Origin of the sequence: Rummeliibacillus pycnus (assembly GCF_050459865.1) — a bacterium.
GTDB classification, from domain to species: domain Bacteria; phylum Bacillota; class Bacilli; order Bacillales_A; family Planococcaceae; genus Rummeliibacillus; species Rummeliibacillus pycnus_B.
Genome location: NZ_JBCMNM010000042.1, coordinates 1 through 15,369, shown reverse-complemented (window position 1 = coordinate 15,369; position 15,369 = coordinate 1). Strand labels below are relative to the sequence as shown.

Here is a 15,369-nt window from a genome sequence, read left to right as displayed (position 1 = left end):
AGGAGTGATAAAAATGAAAATTAGCAAGTCGATTTTAGATTATCGTAAAAAAAATGATTTAAGCCAAGAACAATTGGCAAATAAAATTGGTGTTACTAGACAGGCAATTTCAAAATGGGAACAAGAGAAAGGTGCTCCTGATATTGAAAATTTAATTTTATTAAGCGATGAAATGAATATTAGCTTAGATAATTTGATTAAAGGTGACAGAAATATTAAAAAGCAAATCGTGAATAATGAAAAAACAGTAAAGTTTCATTTTCTAGTCATTTTATTTTTAGTTGCAATTATAATTTATATAGCGTATTTTGCACTTGTACATGAAATTTTTATGATTGGATTCTTAATCGCAACGCTCTTTATGCTAGGTATCGAACTTTATGCGTACATGAAAAATTCTCGAATAAAAAAATAGTTATGTTATTTATTTTTTCTCTTCAAATGAGTACAGCAAATCGTTTTAGGACAAAGACTGCAACATATAAAACTTATTTTTAGACAACTTTAAAACCACCTACTTGATTAACTTGTAGGTGGTTACTGAGTTTATGAAGTTAGGATTAAACAACCTTGTTATCTCTGCACAACACTTACATACTCTTGAGCTTAAAATTAGATTTATGATGATAAAATTTGCTTACTGTTAAACGATTTAAATCATTAGGATTACCTATAAAGTGTTCAGATAATTTTTTATATCTATCTACAAATTCAATTTTTTCCAAGACTGCTTTGATTTCCGGTTTCATCTCAAAACTCATTTTCTATTCCTCCATAAATCTTAATTTTATTACTTACTTTTAAATTTAATCTTACTGTTAATTTCAACTTTTATTTCATAACAATCCTTTTAGAAAGTACATAATATCGTCTTTTTTTAGCGATGTATTACTATCCTTTAAATAATTTATGAACTCTTTAACTACTTCCTCATTAATTAGTTTTATCTCATAAAAACCATCTAGAAACTGCTGTAATATACTTTCGTCTACATTTTCAATTGGTGCAGGCAAATATTCTTCATTATCAAACTGATAAGCTCTCCAATTAGTAAAAGATATTGCATCTACAATGCAACCCCAAACTAATTCTTTTAATGGATCATTTTCATCTTGCATTTGCATAAATAACCCCGTAAATTCCGTCCCATCGTCTAATAAGTAGTATATTTCATCTCCTGAACATGACTTATTTCCCAGCCATCCCCAACAAGTTTTCATAGCGTTATTTATATCCTCGTATGCTGAAGAAGAAATTAACAAATCAACAACCGTTTCACTTAACCCCAACAAAAATGCAACTTGTCTATCTGATTCGAATTTTTCAAATGTAACTAACATGATACCCCTCATTTACTCAACTAATTTTCCATTTGCATAAAAAAACAGCAGAGATTTCTTTTATCTATCTCTGCTGTTTTTTCATTAACTTCAAAATAAACTAATCTCTTTGAAAAGGTTGAAGACTTTATTTGAAGCTTATTATATTTTCAAATTTATTTGGATACCTTGCACTAAAATTTCGAATGGAAATTAGAGTATATCTATAATATAAAAATTTATAGGTTATTATTTTTTACTTCCTCAAACCACTCATCAGCAATATGCCCCGCTGTTTTAATATCATCATTCGTATATACTAAATCATACTTGTATTCAGCTTTAAACCCGCCACTCTTAACATCATATATTAATTTCATCTCAGTTGGCATGTCTCTTTCATATTCTTTGCATAATACTTTTACTTTTTTGATATCTTCACATATTATACGTAATACCATAGACTGGCGTTTTGTTGAAACATCGTATCTTTCATCCCTATCCTCTAATGCATCATTCACTTTATGAGGCTCTACATACTTATTATTAATCAAATAAAAGAACCTGCCCGAAGTAATACCTTCTTCACGTGAAGCATAAACATACACTTTATCAGCCCTATTTTCAACATATTCCTTACAAATGGATATCATATCTGCTTGCAATTCACTAAATTTATCTTCAAATTCTCTCATGCTACTTTTTCACTCCCCAGATTTAATATGTAGTAAACTTCAAAGCTAGCCATCTATTACCTTTTCCTGAATCGAGACTCATTTATTCCCAACAACGTTCAACTTTACTCCCCGCTAATAAGAATACTAAAAATAAACAAACTAAATATATTGTACTTCTTGGAGTATTATCACAAACAAATTCTTTTATTTAATGTATGTTTAAAATAGTTTTATAAATTCTTCTCTTTTAATTGAAGATTCACTATCTGAACACTGAAATTATTTAGAACTGATACCATTCTTTCAATTTCATCTATTGTTAGAAAACTAGTTTCAACTGTACTTTTTGTAAAGATATCAATACTATCATTATTTATACCTTCCAGTGATTGTGGTAAATATTTTACCTTTTCTTTTTTATAAGCTTCCCAAGATGTATAAGCAATAGCATCCACTAGGAGTGACCTTAGACTAGCAATATCCAAGTCTTCTTCTTCCGTAAAATACATTTTCTCTTACACGTTCCTCAGCCTGATCTTCAGTTAAACCCTCTTCACGCATTAACATTTCTTTCTCTCCTGCATTTTCATGTTCCCAAAAAACTACAGTTGGATTACCTTCATGATCTTTATAATCAAAACATATTAAATTCCCTGCGGGGTCAAAAGCAAAAGGTACTAAACCCTTGGGTAGAGAAGAAACATAGTTACGATATACATTAAAAATATTTTCACTACTATCTTTATCATAAGAAAGCAATGTCCCAAACACTCTAGCTATTCCATCTACTCCAAAGTTATATGGTAGGACTGCAGAACCATTATTGTGAACAGCACATTCAACATAATCACTTGGAAATATAAAACCTATCTGTCTTCCCGTCTTATTAATATATGCTGTTGAAACTGGTTCATCCGGTACCGGCCTTGTTAAATCATTTCTCATCTCATTCCGCCTCCCCATAAAAAGTCTTCAACACTTTCATAACCTTTAGGAACAATGGATCTATTAATCAAGTTTCCATTTATATCATAATCATTTTTAATTACTTCATCAAAGGTGAACTTTACCCGTACCCTATGTTGTAATCTTAAAAACTAAAAAAAAAGTCATCCATTTATTACCTTATTAAACTATTCTTTCTCTTTTATTTCAGATAGATCATAGGCTGTTTTGTGCTTCATCATGCCGTAAATAATATTCACAAGCCTTCTCATTATGTAAACCAATCCTTGCTTCTTTGTTTTACCTTCTTTAAGTTTACGTTGGTAATATGCATGGAACACTGGATTCCTTGGAAGTTTACTTCCTTTTGACACTTGCACTTGCTGTACTGCCAAATTAAAAAATAAACCATGTAGCGCCCGATTTCCCTGTTTGCTTTTTTGTTCCTTACCTTTCCCACCAGACTTTCAGAAAGCTGTGAGAAAGCGAAGACAACAAAAAACAGGTCAATCATGGTGGTATCTGACCATAATCGACCTGTTCAACGTAACGTAACAGCGTTATTTAGGTTATAAAATTAAAGCATTTATGTGCGTACAACCAAAATGACGAATTCTTCATACGGATAATACATGGGTTATATGTGTTATGGGGTTAAATGATGGTTTTATTCGATAATGGGTAGCCCCTATCTCAAATTATTCACATTGCAACATCCTGGTATCCTACTCTAGCTACTTCTTCATTTATTAGAAGTACACCTAATCCATTTTCTTCGTCCCATGTAGAGTCAAAAGATATCCCAATGTATCTACCTTCAAGACTCTTCGAATATAAAACAGAAATTCCAACTAAACTTATCCTTTCAAGAAGTTGATCTATCGTTTCAATTAAAGGATAGTTTTCATTGAACGAAACATCATAACCAAGTTCATGCCGTTTTTGTTTGTAGTATTCAAACAATGGTTGCAAAATACTTTGCTGAATTTGCTTCCATTTTTTTATGAATTCTTGAAAAGCAATATATTGTTTTTCTAAAAACTTACCATCCTCTTCACCGCTTACTGATAAGGAAATTTCAAATTGCTTTCCACAAAACTCAATATCAGTGTCCTTAAACCATACATAATCATATTCGAGTTGTCCAAAAACCGCATCATTTATAATCATTTTACACTCTCCTTTAATATGCTTCCTATTTTGTGGCAAATCCTCCCGGACTATATGCCCCAGCGTTTATTTCTCCAACTCCGCCAAGGTGTCCAAATTTACTGTTTATTACTGATGGTACAAGTTGCATCGTTTTTCCATCATTTAATTCATGCCATGTTAAATTGTTTGCAAGTCGGTACTCTTCTATATTACCTGCTCTAATATTACCAGGTGTCATTACAAACTGCTTAGCTAATTCAGGAGATTTATTTAACTGCTCAGCTAATTTTTCGTTTGCTTGAGCAAAATTAGACCGTCTAGCTCTATTTCCGTTTCTGCTTCCAGTACCACCGTTCATATGATCAATTTCTAACTGCGCTTTTGATACTGGTGAAAAATCAGGAACAGCATTTTTATACTCAATTCCATCAATCCCGGCTTTATCTAGTATTTTCTTTATTTCAGGGTCTGGTGGTGGCTTAAGAGAACACAAAGATTCACCCCTTGTCCCTTCAAAACCAACAGTTGTATTATTAGGATTAGGCGTTTGAGTAAATCTTGCTTCGTACGAACTAGCAAATTCCGTTTGTCTAAAAGCAGGTGGAACTTCAATCTCTTTAGCCGTACCCTTAGTACCCTTTAAAGCATCCTTCTCCGCCTGCTTTATGGCTACATAATTGTCAGCTTTCCCTGTTAGCTTACAAGTTGATTCGCCTCGTTCAAATCCTGCAAATACCTTGTTACCTGCTGTTGTTTGCCCGGTTCTAACCTCGACGGGGCGTAAAGCGTCTTCAATAAATTTTGCAGATCAGATCCTCGAATGGTTTTTTGTCCTGTCTTTGATATCACTGCGGCACAGCAACGGAAAGCTTCTTCCATATCTTAAAATGCGAAACAGTTTACACTCACCATTACGAAACATATGAAGAAGTTAAGATAGCAGTTACAGAGTGGATTCATTTACTATAACAATCAAAGAATAAAAGAAAAACTCGGTGGCAAGAGCCCTATTCAATACAGGGTTCTCAGCACCGAGAAAGTCGCCTAATATTTAATTAAATATAATGTCCAACTTGTCACATCAAACAGACAAAAATAAAACTATTTTACTACATTGGAGATTATTAACCCCATAAGTAACAGTCATTATAAAATTCCATAATCAATATGCAACCTTACTTAAGAAATTGTTTAGATTTATTTTTTGTTTTCAAAATATCGATTCATATCCACCATTCTAAGTTTAATTTATTTAGTTTTAAAAAGTAGTATCTACTATTTTCATAATTACTTGCCCTTGAGTCGAGACTCGTATATACCCGACAACGTTCAACCTTTCACCCTCCCGTTACGAAAATTAAAATTTGTGTAACGCTTTTAAACGAATAGCGAGTATTATACGACCGTCTCTAGTAAAAATACAACCCACAATTTTTTATCCAAAACAGGCAAAGAACACCCTTTCACGTTACCCGTTGTTTATCCCCATGAGCTTGTACGATCTCATTAGTTTATTGTCAATGACGTGTCATATGTTTCTCCGACATGTAAAATGTCATCTCGCCCGGTTATCTTACTTTTCATGCTATCCAAGTATTAAAACATAATGCCTTGATGGTACAACCATCATAAGTTATGAATTTCACAAAAGCATTATTCATGTCGTCCAACATAAAATCTATTTTCTTTTATTGTTTCATTCGTTTTTTCATGTACAGTGTATTGTCTACCTTTATTACCACGAGCTTTGCCATCTCATATGTAAATCTAAATCAAGTAGTATGCATGGTAGTCTTTTATTTTTTATCACTGTAACCTTCCTCGTATATTGCTTACCATCATAAGCTTTCGATTCAAATGTTAGTTTATTTTTAACCATAAAATTTTATATACAAAAAAACCTTGAGAGGCATATAGCCAATCAAGGAATGAGTATTATTTTCGCCTTTTAATCCTAGGAAAATACCTTCTTCTATTTTACTTTTCAGTCACAAGATAAAACTATTTTCTTAAATGCTAAAAAATTATTGTTCCTCATATAAACTATCAAGAAATTCATTAAAATTGTTTGATAAAAAATACATATTTTCCATTTCATCATGTTCCTCATCGTGAACCCAATGAAATATCTGTCCAAAATACTCTTTACTTATTCCGATGCATATTTGATCACCACTCGGATCATCTGCTACTGGAATAAATCCTATTTCTAATATTTCATCAAAAATATCAAACTTTTTCTCTAAATTGTCATACATACTACCAATTCCATAAAAGATATTTAATATGCTTTCACCTATCTCATCCGATATCTTATATATACCGGGATTCGGATATCCTCCATTATATTCCAACAAAAAATCTCTATAATCTTTTGGAAGTGTAATATTGTGATTATGCTCAAAACTCTCTAAATCTCCGATAGATAAACTCTCATGTATCTTTTCAATTTTCACCATAGTCTCACTCCTTATTTACTATTTTTCCCATTAACCTTTGATTGTCCACCTATGTGTTTAAATTCATCATGAATATCTTTTTCTACAAGAAGCATTGTTTCACCATCTTGGAAATGATGCCAAGTGTATCCTATAGGCGGTCTCCTCATGTCGAAAATTGGAGGATCAGTATCTTTACTTAGTTTAGCTTCTATATTTGCATTTTCAAAATCTTTCGGATTATTTTTAGGCGAATTAACTTCAATTTTTACCGGTTTAACATTTGGATGCATAAACGGTGTAAAATCTGGGTATCCATCTGGATATCTTACAGATACTCCAGACTTGTTAGTATAAGTCCAAGTTCCTTCACTATCAATAGAGATTTTCCCGCCCTTATCTAACCACTTTTTAGGTATTGGCGAGTTCATTGGTTTTGTTTCCAGTATTTCTTTAGTAAAATCTTCTAATTTTAACGAGTTACCTTTCCCCGTACCCTTAATAGCATCCTTCTCCGCCTGCTTTATGGCTATATAATTGTCAGCTTTCCCTGTAAACTTACCAGTCGATTCGCCTCGTTCAAATCCTGCAAATACCTTGTTACTCGTTGTTGTTTGCGCGGTTCGAACTTCGACTGGTCGTAAGGCGTTATCGATAAATTTAGCAGATTCTCGAATGGTTTTTTGTCCTGTCTTTGAGGTCACTACTGCTCCTACCGGATGGGACAGGGCGTATTTGAGTTGATTTACATGCTGACCACCTAGTTTTTTAGCGTTACTCACTACAGTCGAATACACTGCTTTTGATTGGATTTTCACTCCGTCAATGGTGTTTTTAAGAGGTTTGACGGCATCATCTATTGTTTTAGCAGTTGTTTTCAGAACATTGGCTAGTGCTGGAACATTTTTTAACAGGGATTTTGCGGCGAGTCCCCCTACTCCTGGTGCGATTGCAAAAACGCCTCGCATCAGTCGTTCTTCATCGGAGAGCTTTCTTCCAGAGATTAAATCTTATCCTTTGGCAGCTCCTGCAAGATCTATGGCTGTATAAACAGCACCAGCGGCTAGTCCTGCTGGCGGACACACAATGGACAATCCTATTACAACACCAGCTGCAATCAGATTGTACCAAAACTCTTTCTTCTCTTGTCCTGCTCGAATTCCTTCATATTCGAATGCACCGCTGTTTAAAGCGGCTTGGCGATAATCTTCTTTTGAGGCTTCTTCACTAGGATTTTGAAGTTTCCAAGCCTCGTACTCTGTTTTGAGATTGGCTGAGTAAGTTGTATCTGCTTCGTATAAATCATTTAGTGTAATTTTAGTATTACAAACTAACAATTTCCCCATTTATAAAGTCTTCAACCTAAGTAGGATTGAAGACTGACTTCATTTGTTTCATATTTTCCGAATTGTTTGGGTACCTGGCACCAAAAACTGTTAACAGCCTATTTTAAATTGCGACATCCTGGTAACCTACTTCAATTACTTTTTCATTTAATAAACGAAGCCCTAATCCATTTTCTATATCCCATGTACAATTAAATGTAATTCCAATATCTCGACCTTCAAAAATATCCGCATACGGAACAACAATTCCATCTAAAGCTATCATTTCTAGAATTCGATCAGTTGTTTCAACTAATGGATAATTTTCATTTAATCCTATACCATAACCTAGTTCATGTCGCTTTTGTTTGTAATAGTCTAATGTTGATTGCAATAAAATTGGCTGTAAATCCTCCCATTTTTGCATTAATACTTGATAGGCCATATACTGCTCTTCATCAAACTTCCCATCTTCTTCACCATCTATATATTCAAAGATATCTCAGTTTCTTTACCCCAAAAATGAATAATGGTATCCTTAGCCCAACCATACTCATACTCAAGTTCACCAAAAATTGGGTCGTTTATAGTCATTTTAAAATCTCCTCTTTTTGTTTAGTAGCAAACCCTCCAGGTTTAAACAATTGGTGCTATTCGATTTGGTAAAGTGAAAAAAACCTTCTCCCTTTAGGAAGAAGGTCTATTTTAGATAAATGGTAAACTATCCTTTTTTATATAATTATAGGCTTCAACACTATCATTTATTGAGTAGTTTTCCAAAAGGTATCTTTTTATATTATTTAAACTTTCAATTTCAAAATAACCAGATTCAACCGCATTTTCACCTAATATTCTTAGCGTTTCATCATCAATTACTTCAACAACTTGAGGAACGAATTTTCTTTCTTCCTTTTTATATGCTTGATAAATTGTGTAAGAAACAGCATCTAAAACTGAATACCATGCATACTGTTTTTGTACATCCTTTTCTTTGTTTGCAAACTCAGCTACATCTACATAATCTTCACTATCTATGTAGTTACACAAATCATCCGCATCGATTTTTTCACCTTCAAGCCATTTCCAGCAGGAAACTAGTGCTTCTCTACCTGTTTTATATCCAGGTTCATCCATATTAATTATATTAAACATATTTTCGGCTATTACCAATCCTAGTGCAACCTTAGCCTCTGTATTTAGATTATTGATAAAATCCATCACTATAATTCCCCACTTATTTTCTTATTTTAACCACATTTTCTGTCAACCCATTCATTACCTCAAAAGATAATGTATCTCTTGGATATGCTACAACCATCATGAGTTATGAATTTTCAATAGCATTTTTTATATGCTCCAAAGCAGGGACAGGGCGTATATGAGTTGATCTACATGTTGACCACCTAGTTTTTTATCGTTACTCATCATACAACTTCTATCCAAAACAAAAAAAGCACTCGTTCTCCTTTGTATAAATACAAGTGCTTTTAGGTCATGTTTTTTTATTAGTATTATAATCTTCTTACATTTTCCTAATATCCCTTTTAATCTGATTAAGTATTCTTATCTTACATCTATTTTAGTAAATCGGTTACTAGGGTACTAGTTAATAGATTTTTGGGGAACTCATCCTCAGTAATCAAACTTGCCAAACTAATTTTATGCTAAACAAGTTCAATTCTGATGACGAATTTATTTTCAGTAACTTGATTGATTTTTTCACTCTTATTAAAATGCTTATATTTCGTCATGTGTGATGAATAGGTCAAGAAATGTTGACACTAAAACATCTTACAGGAGGGATTTATTGTTACAAGATACTAAAAATATTTCTAACATGAATACTTTTTAGTATAAATAAACTACTAAATATATTGCACTTCTTAGAGGAGTATTACAAAATAAATTCATATATTTAAAATAATTTTATAAATTCTTCTCTTTTTATTGAAGATTCACTATCTGAAAACTGAAAATTATTTAGAACTGATGTCATTCTTTCAATTTCATCTATTGTAAGAAAACTAGTTTCAACTGCACTTTTTGTAAAGATATCAATACTATCATCATTTATACCTTCTAGTGACTGTGGTAAATATTTTACCTTTTCTTTTTTATAAGCTTCCCAAGATGTATAAGCAACAGCATCCACTAGGAGTGACCATAATCTAGCAATATCCAAGTCTTCTTCTTCCTCAGCAAATTCTGATATTCCTGTATAATCTGCATTATCAATAAGTTCATATAATTCATCCCCAGAAACAGCATGAGCTTCAACCCATAACCAGCATTTGTTCAATGCTTCTCTTCCTTCTGGATATCTTTCATCATCTTTCCTGATTTCAGAAAATACTCTTTCAGCAATCGTTAAAACAAACCCCACTTTTAGCTCACTTTTCAAACTATTAACTAATCTATTTTCCATGATTTCCTCCTTATGTTCATTCGATAATCTTACCATTTTTTAAAATAAAAGAGAGTAATCCATTGGTTTTAACACTTTTATCAATCTCCGATGTCACGACTATTGTTAAGTTAGGATATTTCTTACTCGCTTGAAAAAATATCCCGCTTTTTTCAAGTGGATAGGGTTTTATCAATCCTTTACTGCATTTATTACAAACACCTCTTGGATTGGATTGGTGTATTTTTAAAGTTCCTGTAACTTCTCTTGGTTCGATTCCTGCTTTTTTGACAGCAGAATCAAACTCGTTTAAAACTCCTTCTTCAGCATGCCTTGTAAACTGTGCTAACTTAGGATTTTTTAGATGATCATATGGAGCCCTAATCTCCCTATTAGGTAAGATTTCATCTAATGAAGGCAATCCTGCTTCTTTTCTTACTTCTGGAGAACCTCCTTCAAAAGTCAAATCCTTAAGTCCTTTTATATTTGTTTTTCCTACTGCAATAGTATGTGTTTCTGGTACATTCCATTTTTTACGTAGGTTTTCTAAATCAGCATTTCCCAGTTCTATATTACTTAGATCTTTTCCCGTACCATTAGTACCCTTTATAGCATCCTTCTCCGCCTGCTTTATGGCTATATAATTATCAGCTTTCCCTGTAAACCTACCAGTCGATTCGCCTCGTTCAAATCCTGCAAATACCTTGTTACCCGTTGTTGTTTGCGCGGTTCGAACTTCGACTGGTCGTAAGGCGTTATCGATAAATTTAGCAGATTCTCGAATGGTTTTTTGTCCTGTCTTTGAGGTCACTACTGCTCCTACCGGATGGGACAGGGCGTATTTGAGTTGATTTACATGCTGACCACCTAGTTTTTTAGCGTTACTTACCACAGTCGAATACACTGCTTTTGATTGGATTTTCACTCCGTTAATGGTGTTTTTAAGCGGTTTGACGGCATCATCCAATGTTTTAGCAGTTGTTTTCAGAACATTGGCTAGTGCTGGAACATTTTTTAACAGGGATTTTGCAGCGAGTCCCCCTACTCCTGGTGCGATTGCAAAAACGCCTCGCATCAGTCGTTCTTCATCGGAGAGTTTTCTTCCTGAGATCAGGTCTTCTCCTTTGACAGCTCCTCCTACATCGATTGCTGTGTAGATAGCCCCTGCGGCTAGTCCTGCTGGCGGACAAACAATGGATAATCCAATCACAACACCAGCTGCAATCAGATTGTACCAAAACTCTTTCTTCTCTTGTCCTGCTCGTATTCCTTCATATTCGAATGCACCGCTGTTTAGTGCAGCTGTACGATAATCTTCTTCCGAGGCTTCTTCACTAGGATTTTGAAGTTTCCAAGCCTCGTACTCTGTTTTGAGATTGGCTGAGTAAGTTGTATCTGCTTCGTATAAATCATTTAGTGTAATTTCTTTTTTATTAGTTTTAAAAAGGATTCCCTCTTTGACGTTAATCGTATTGGCTGTACTGTAAGATGTTACATTGAAATCCGCCATCTTTTGTATGTAGCCATCAAGGGATTTATAAAAAGGGGTATCTACTTTTTCATCTATAATTTTACCAATTCCTTTGGCATAATCATACAGTTTTTTGTAATCTTGGCGAATCGGCTTTGCTTCTGGCTGATATTCTTGAGGTTTAAAAGTGATCGCACCATCGACATCTTTTTCAGAGATATCCTTTTTGGAATCGTCGAAAAGATTATCTGCATCCTCATATTTATTGTCATACTTATGTGCTTCATTGACATTTTGTAGTGCAGAGGCGATTTTTTTCCATTTGGCATCCTCATATAACAATTTCACGTACTTCTCCACCCCATTTTGGAAAATTCATTATTTACGAATTAATAACAAAAGACAGTTCCCTTAAATGTAAAAAAATTCAATAATTCCATTTTAATGAAGGTGGATAATACTGGTCAATAAGAGTTATATTTATATACTAATCAAATTGAGAATGCAAAATTTAAAAAAATTCTCCAAATCCCTATATATTAAACCACTCGTTAATCTTCCATATAAAGGTTTTAACAAGTTGTTCAAAAGTACTATTTTAAATATCCCAGTATATATGATTATTTCTTTTATCAATGTTCAGAAACCACTTCACTCTGTATCTACCAATTTTTTGTAAAAATTTGTAATTTACAATAAGTAAAATTCGTCAAACGGAATTACAGAATACATTCCATTTCTCTTATTTTTCTATTTTAGGGTTAAATAGATTAAATAAACTCATTTTACTATTGAAGGATAATTTACAAAATAAGTATTGAATGATCACTAAAATCCTCCAAAAGTGATTCGATCAAATGGCATTAAAAATTTTTCCCAAAGAAAAAAAGAACATCAATTTTAATAAAATCAATGTTCTACATGATTAAAATGAATTTATGAAAACTTTCTTCGCCTTTTCTGCTACTTCATCAATCCAAAAACTGCGGTTTTCTTTTTTCGATAAATGCTGAAACGCCTTCTTTAATGTCTTCTGTTTGGAACACACGGCCAAAATAGTCAGCTTCGGTTAAAAGAGCATCCGATAGGCATTGTTCAAATCCCTCATCGATTGCTTGTTTCGCATAGGTTAATGCTTCGCGTGAATGAGTGGCAATTTTTTTTGCCAATTGTATCCCAGATGTTAAGCCATACCATTTCGGAACAACTGTATTCACTAATCCTATTGCTAGGGCCTGATCGGCTGATAGAGGTTCCCCTGTGAAAATGATTTCTTTGGCTTTCGCCTTTCCTACTAATCTGGTAAGTCTTTGTGTACCACCAGCACCAGGGAAAAGGCCAAGTTTTATTTCTGGTAAACCTATCTTTACATGTTCTTCTGCGATGCGAATATCACAAGCTAATGCCAATTCACACCCTCCACCAAGAGCAACACCATTTAATATACAGATAGTTGGGTAAGGCAATGCTTCGATTCGATTGAGTGGGTGTTGTAGCCATTGTGATTTCTCCTTAGCAACATCTACCCCTTTTCCAATCCATTCAGGAAAAGACTTAATGTCTCCTCCTGCCATAAATGCCTTTCCCCCATCTCCCGTCATCAGCACAACTTTGATAGCTGATGTTTGTTCTATTTCATCAATTTTATGATGTAATTCCTCGACTACCTCTGCATCAAGTATATTCACAGGTGGATTTTGGATCATAAGAATGGCTATTTGATTTTCAATTGTTAAGCTTACCTTTTCTTTACTATTCATAAAACCCCTCCTTCAATACCATATATATCGCGTAACTCAAACTTCTTCACCTTTCCAGAAGGTGTACGGGGAATGTCATCTACAAAAATTACTTTTTTAGGCGTTTTATAACTTGCTAAAAACTGCTTACTATATTGGATTAACGCTTCTTCTGATACCTTGGCATCCTCTTTCAAAACAATCACTGCACATACAGATTCAATATACTTTTTGTCGGGTATCCCAATCACAGAGACGGCTTTTACCGCTTCATGTCGGTAAAAGACATCTTCAATTTCTGCTGCATAAATGTTTTCTCCACCACTTCGAATCATATCTTTTTTACGACCTGCTATTGATAAAAATCCTTCTTCATCAAATTTTCCTAAATCCCCTGTTTTACACCAGCCATTACAAAATGTTTCTGCTGTTGCTTCAGGCTTTTCCCAATACCCTTCGGAAACACCTGGACTCTTAATCCAAATTTCTCCAACCTCACCTGGTAAAGCCTCACTCTCTTCGTCCTTCATCACTCGTATTTCGGTTAATGGAAGTGGTTTTCCAACCGTTTCACTTTTCGTTAAGGAGTACTTTGGATCTAAACAAGCAGCAATCGGTTGTCCTTCCGTTAAACCATACACTTGTACAATCCCAACTTGTGGATAAAGTCGATATATTTCTTCTATAGCCCAAGGCATCAATGAATCTCCGCCAGTATAGATTGTTTTTAATTGTGCTAACTGATAATCTGACAAGTTCGGCAAATTTAACATGTCGTAAATCATAAATGGGAATAAGAAACAATCCGTAACCTGCTCTTTCTCAAATACCTTTAGTACGCGTTCTATTTCGAATCCTTTACTTTTGGTAATGATGACCGTCCCTCCCATTAATAGAACGGGCAATGCCACATCTTCCATTGCGCCAACATGATACAATGGACCGGTTGTCATCGCAATCTCATTTCCTGTAATACCCCATTGCATAATTTGAATTGTTGAAAACCAATAGGTCGTATTATGTGTCCAAAGCGCTCCTTTTGGTCTACCAGTTGTCCCAGATGTGTACATAAGCATAACTGGATCATTGATGGAAATCTGGGTACTGTCAACTTCTTCTGTCGATCCATTAGATAATACATTCCAATCATGCGCCCGATTCGGTATTTCCCCATTATTGGTAAGACAAATAAAATCTTCCGTACAGATTTTTTCATAAATCGGAGCTATTTTTTCACCCAATTCTTCGTGAAAACAAAGAATTTTAGCTTTAGAATCATTGAGAATGTACTCAAGTTCATTTGCAGTGAGTCTAAAATTAATGCGAACAGCAATCGCGCCAACTTTACCAATGGCAAAATATAATGCAAAATACTCCAAACAATTGTAAAGAAGAATCCCTACACGATCCCCTTTTTTCACACCCATTTTCAGAAGCTGATTCGCATAAGCATTGGATTTTTCATGTAGTTCTGCAAAACTCCATGAACGACCTGATTCTTCTTGCACTGCCGTTTTTTGCTTCAATTGTTCATCTCGTGCTCTATACAATCTCCTTGTGAAATGACCGATATCCATCTTTAATCTCCTCGTTTCTTCTCAATATATCTGGTGAGATTCTATCTATATTCGCTTTCTAATCATTTATATTAATTTGGAATCAAAAATATTAATCTTTCATTCTATTTTGTGGTAGCTATCAATAGAGAATTTACAAATAACTCTTTAAGGGGGTTTTTAGGAGTTTTACATTTCTCCCCTCTCCTTTATGTATTATCAAAAAAATCAGAGTATTTATTTATGTTTTTCACTTTAAAAATAAGTAACTACTAATAAATCTATATGCTATATCTAATTAGAACCGTTCAATGGAGCGGAAGACGGCGACTCCTGCGGGAAA

17 protein-coding genes and 3 pseudogenes are annotated in these 15,369 nt (G+C 33.9%); 3 read left to right on the top strand and 17 right to left on the bottom strand.

The features are described 5' to 3' along the window. Positions 1-13 precede the first annotated feature (13 nt). Positions 14-415 carry a helix-turn-helix domain-containing protein gene (locus tag ABE048_RS10135; RefSeq protein WP_430311080.1) on the top strand — a complete coding sequence of 134 codons (402 nt, stop codon included), beginning with the start codon at positions 14-16 and terminating at the stop codon, positions 413-415. 175 nt (positions 416-590) lie between these two features. On the opposite strand, the gene ABE048_RS10130 is transcribed toward ABE048_RS10135, so the two are convergent. The 8 genes and pseudogenes from ABE048_RS10130 to ABE048_RS10095 form a co-directional block, all read right to left on the bottom strand. Further along, positions 591-761, bottom strand: a complete 171-nt coding sequence (locus ABE048_RS10130) for a hypothetical protein (RefSeq protein WP_430311078.1) — start codon at positions 759-761, stop codon at positions 591-593. Positions 762-836: 75 nt separating this feature from the next. Further along, entirely contained in the window at positions 837-1,340 is a 504-nt protein-coding gene (locus ABE048_RS10125; RefSeq protein WP_430311076.1) for an Imm6 family immunity protein, read from the bottom strand. A gap of 218 nt (positions 1,341-1,558) precedes the next feature. After that, positions 1,559-2,014, bottom strand: coding sequence for a DUF600 domain-containing protein (locus ABE048_RS10120; RefSeq protein WP_430311074.1), 456 nt, complete (start codon positions 2,012-2,014; stop codon positions 1,559-1,561). 212 nt (positions 2,015-2,226) lie between these two features. Then, complete coding sequence (locus ABE048_RS10115) at positions 2,227-2,481, bottom strand: Imm6 family immunity protein (RefSeq protein ID WP_430311072.1); 255 nt, start codon at positions 2,479-2,481, stop codon at positions 2,227-2,229. Further along, complete coding sequence (locus ABE048_RS10110) at positions 2,468-2,941, bottom strand: SMI1/KNR4 family protein (protein WP_430311070.1); 474 nt, start codon at positions 2,939-2,941, stop codon at positions 2,468-2,470. Before ABE048_RS10110 ends, ABE048_RS10115 begins: the two co-directional genes overlap by 14 nt. 188 nt (positions 2,942-3,129) lie before the next feature. Further along, positions 3,130-3,405, bottom strand: a pseudogene (locus ABE048_RS10105) (IS110 family transposase); the annotation flags it as partial. 238 nt (positions 3,406-3,643) lie between these two features. Continuing rightward, positions 3,644-4,111, bottom strand: a complete 468-nt coding sequence (locus tag ABE048_RS10100) for a DUF6985 domain-containing protein (protein ID WP_430311068.1) — start codon at positions 4,109-4,111, stop codon at positions 3,644-3,646. Positions 4,112-4,136: 25 nt separating this feature from the next. Continuing rightward, on the bottom strand, positions 4,137-4,586 hold the full coding sequence (locus ABE048_RS10095) for an HNH endonuclease (RefSeq protein WP_430311066.1): 450 nt from the start codon (positions 4,584-4,586) through the stop codon (positions 4,137-4,139). 383 nt (positions 4,587-4,969) lie between these two features. Here ABE048_RS10095 and ABE048_RS10090 point away from each other — a divergent pair. Together ABE048_RS10090 and ABE048_RS10085 are read left to right on the top strand one after the other, a co-directional pair. Further along, positions 4,970-5,062, top strand: a pseudogene (locus tag ABE048_RS10090) (hypothetical protein); the annotation flags it as partial. Continuing rightward, on the top strand, positions 5,052-5,141 hold the full coding sequence (locus tag ABE048_RS10085) for an IS3 family transposase (protein ID WP_430311222.1): 90 nt from the start codon (positions 5,052-5,054) through the stop codon (positions 5,139-5,141). The pseudogene ABE048_RS10090 and the gene ABE048_RS10085, both read left to right, overlap by 11 nt. Positions 5,142-6,117: 976 nt before the next feature. Here the strand turns inward: ABE048_RS10085 and ABE048_RS10080 are convergent. The 9 genes and pseudogenes from ABE048_RS10080 to ABE048_RS10040 all read right to left on the bottom strand — a co-directional run bounded on the left by ABE048_RS10080 (position 6,118) and on the right by ABE048_RS10040 (position 15,047). Continuing rightward, the gene (locus ABE048_RS10080) at positions 6,118-6,552 is read right to left on the bottom strand and encodes an SMI1/KNR4 family protein (RefSeq protein WP_430311064.1); all 435 of its coding nucleotides are present in this window, start codon (positions 6,550-6,552) and stop codon (positions 6,118-6,120) included. 11 nt (positions 6,553-6,563) lie between these two features. After that, positions 6,564-7,499, bottom strand: coding sequence for an HNH endonuclease (locus tag ABE048_RS10075; RefSeq protein WP_430311063.1), 936 nt, complete (start codon positions 7,497-7,499; stop codon positions 6,564-6,566). A 42-nt stretch (positions 7,500-7,541) separates the two neighbouring features. Continuing rightward, positions 7,542-7,877: a hypothetical protein gene (locus tag ABE048_RS10070; RefSeq protein ID WP_430311061.1), complete on the bottom strand. Its 336-nt coding sequence runs from the start codon at positions 7,875-7,877 to the stop codon at positions 7,542-7,544. 103 nt (positions 7,878-7,980) lie between these two features. After that, positions 7,981-8,450: pseudogene (locus ABE048_RS10065) on the bottom strand (DUF6985 domain-containing protein). A 111-nt stretch (positions 8,451-8,561) separates the two neighbouring features. Then, entirely contained in the window at positions 8,562-9,074 is a 513-nt protein-coding gene (locus ABE048_RS10060; RefSeq protein ID WP_430311060.1) for an Imm6 family immunity protein, read from the bottom strand. Positions 9,075-9,771: 697 nt separating this feature from the next. Beyond that, positions 9,772-10,281, bottom strand: coding sequence for an Imm6 family immunity protein (locus tag ABE048_RS10055; RefSeq protein ID WP_430311059.1), 510 nt, complete (start codon positions 10,279-10,281; stop codon positions 9,772-9,774). Positions 10,282-10,297: 16 nt separating this feature from the next. Next, positions 10,298-12,073: a pre-toxin TG domain-containing protein gene (locus ABE048_RS10050; protein ID WP_430311058.1), complete on the bottom strand. Its 1,776-nt coding sequence runs from the start codon at positions 12,071-12,073 to the stop codon at positions 10,298-10,300. A gap of 629 nt (positions 12,074-12,702) precedes the next feature. Beyond that, a complete protein-coding gene (locus tag ABE048_RS10045) occupies positions 12,703-13,491 on the bottom strand; it encodes an enoyl-CoA hydratase (RefSeq protein WP_430311056.1) in 789 nt (262 codons plus the stop codon). Beyond that, a complete protein-coding gene (locus ABE048_RS10040) occupies positions 13,488-15,047 on the bottom strand; it encodes a class I adenylate-forming enzyme family protein (RefSeq protein ID WP_430311054.1) in 1,560 nt (519 codons plus the stop codon). The genes ABE048_RS10045 and ABE048_RS10040 overlap by 4 nt, the downstream gene beginning before the upstream one ends. Positions 15,048-15,369 lie beyond the last annotated feature (322 nt).

Coding starts and splice junctions, on each gene's coding strand:
- ABE048_RS10135 (WP_430311080.1), top strand. CDS start 14: ATGAAAATTAGCAAGTCGATTTTAGATTATCGTAAAAAAAATGATTTA.
- ABE048_RS10130 (WP_430311078.1), bottom strand. CDS start 761: ATGAGTTTTGAGATGAAACCGGAAATCAAAGCAGTCTTGGAAAAAATT.
- ABE048_RS10125 (WP_430311076.1), bottom strand. CDS start 1,340: ATGTTAGTTACATTTGAAAAATTCGAATCAGATAGACAAGTTGCATTT.
- ABE048_RS10120 (WP_430311074.1), bottom strand. CDS start 2,014: ATGAGAGAATTTGAAGATAAATTTAGTGAATTGCAAGCAGATATGATA.
- ABE048_RS10110 (WP_430311070.1), bottom strand. CDS start 2,941: ATGAGAAATGATTTAACAAGGCCGGTACCGGATGAACCAGTTTCAACA.
- ABE048_RS10100 (WP_430311068.1), bottom strand. CDS start 4,111: ATGATTATAAATGATGCGGTTTTTGGACAACTCGAATATGATTATGTA.
- ABE048_RS10080 (WP_430311064.1), bottom strand. CDS start 6,552: ATGGTGAAAATTGAAAAGATACATGAGAGTTTATCTATCGGAGATTTA.
- ABE048_RS10075 (WP_430311063.1), bottom strand. CDS start 7,499: ATGCGAGGCGTTTTTGCAATCGCACCAGGAGTAGGGGGACTCGCCGCA.
- ABE048_RS10070 (WP_430311061.1), bottom strand. CDS start 7,877: ATGGGGAAATTGTTAGTTTGTAATACTAAAATTACACTAAATGATTTA.
- ABE048_RS10060 (WP_430311060.1), bottom strand. CDS start 9,074: ATGGATTTTATCAATAATCTAAATACAGAGGCTAAGGTTGCACTAGGA.
- ABE048_RS10055 (WP_430311059.1), bottom strand. CDS start 10,281: ATGGAAAATAGATTAGTTAATAGTTTGAAAAGTGAGCTAAAAGTGGGG.
- ABE048_RS10045 (WP_430311056.1), bottom strand. CDS start 13,491: ATGAATAGTAAAGAAAAGGTAAGCTTAACAATTGAAAATCAAATAGCC.
- ABE048_RS10040 (WP_430311054.1), bottom strand. CDS start 15,047: ATGGATATCGGTCATTTCACAAGGAGATTGTATAGAGCACGAGATGAA.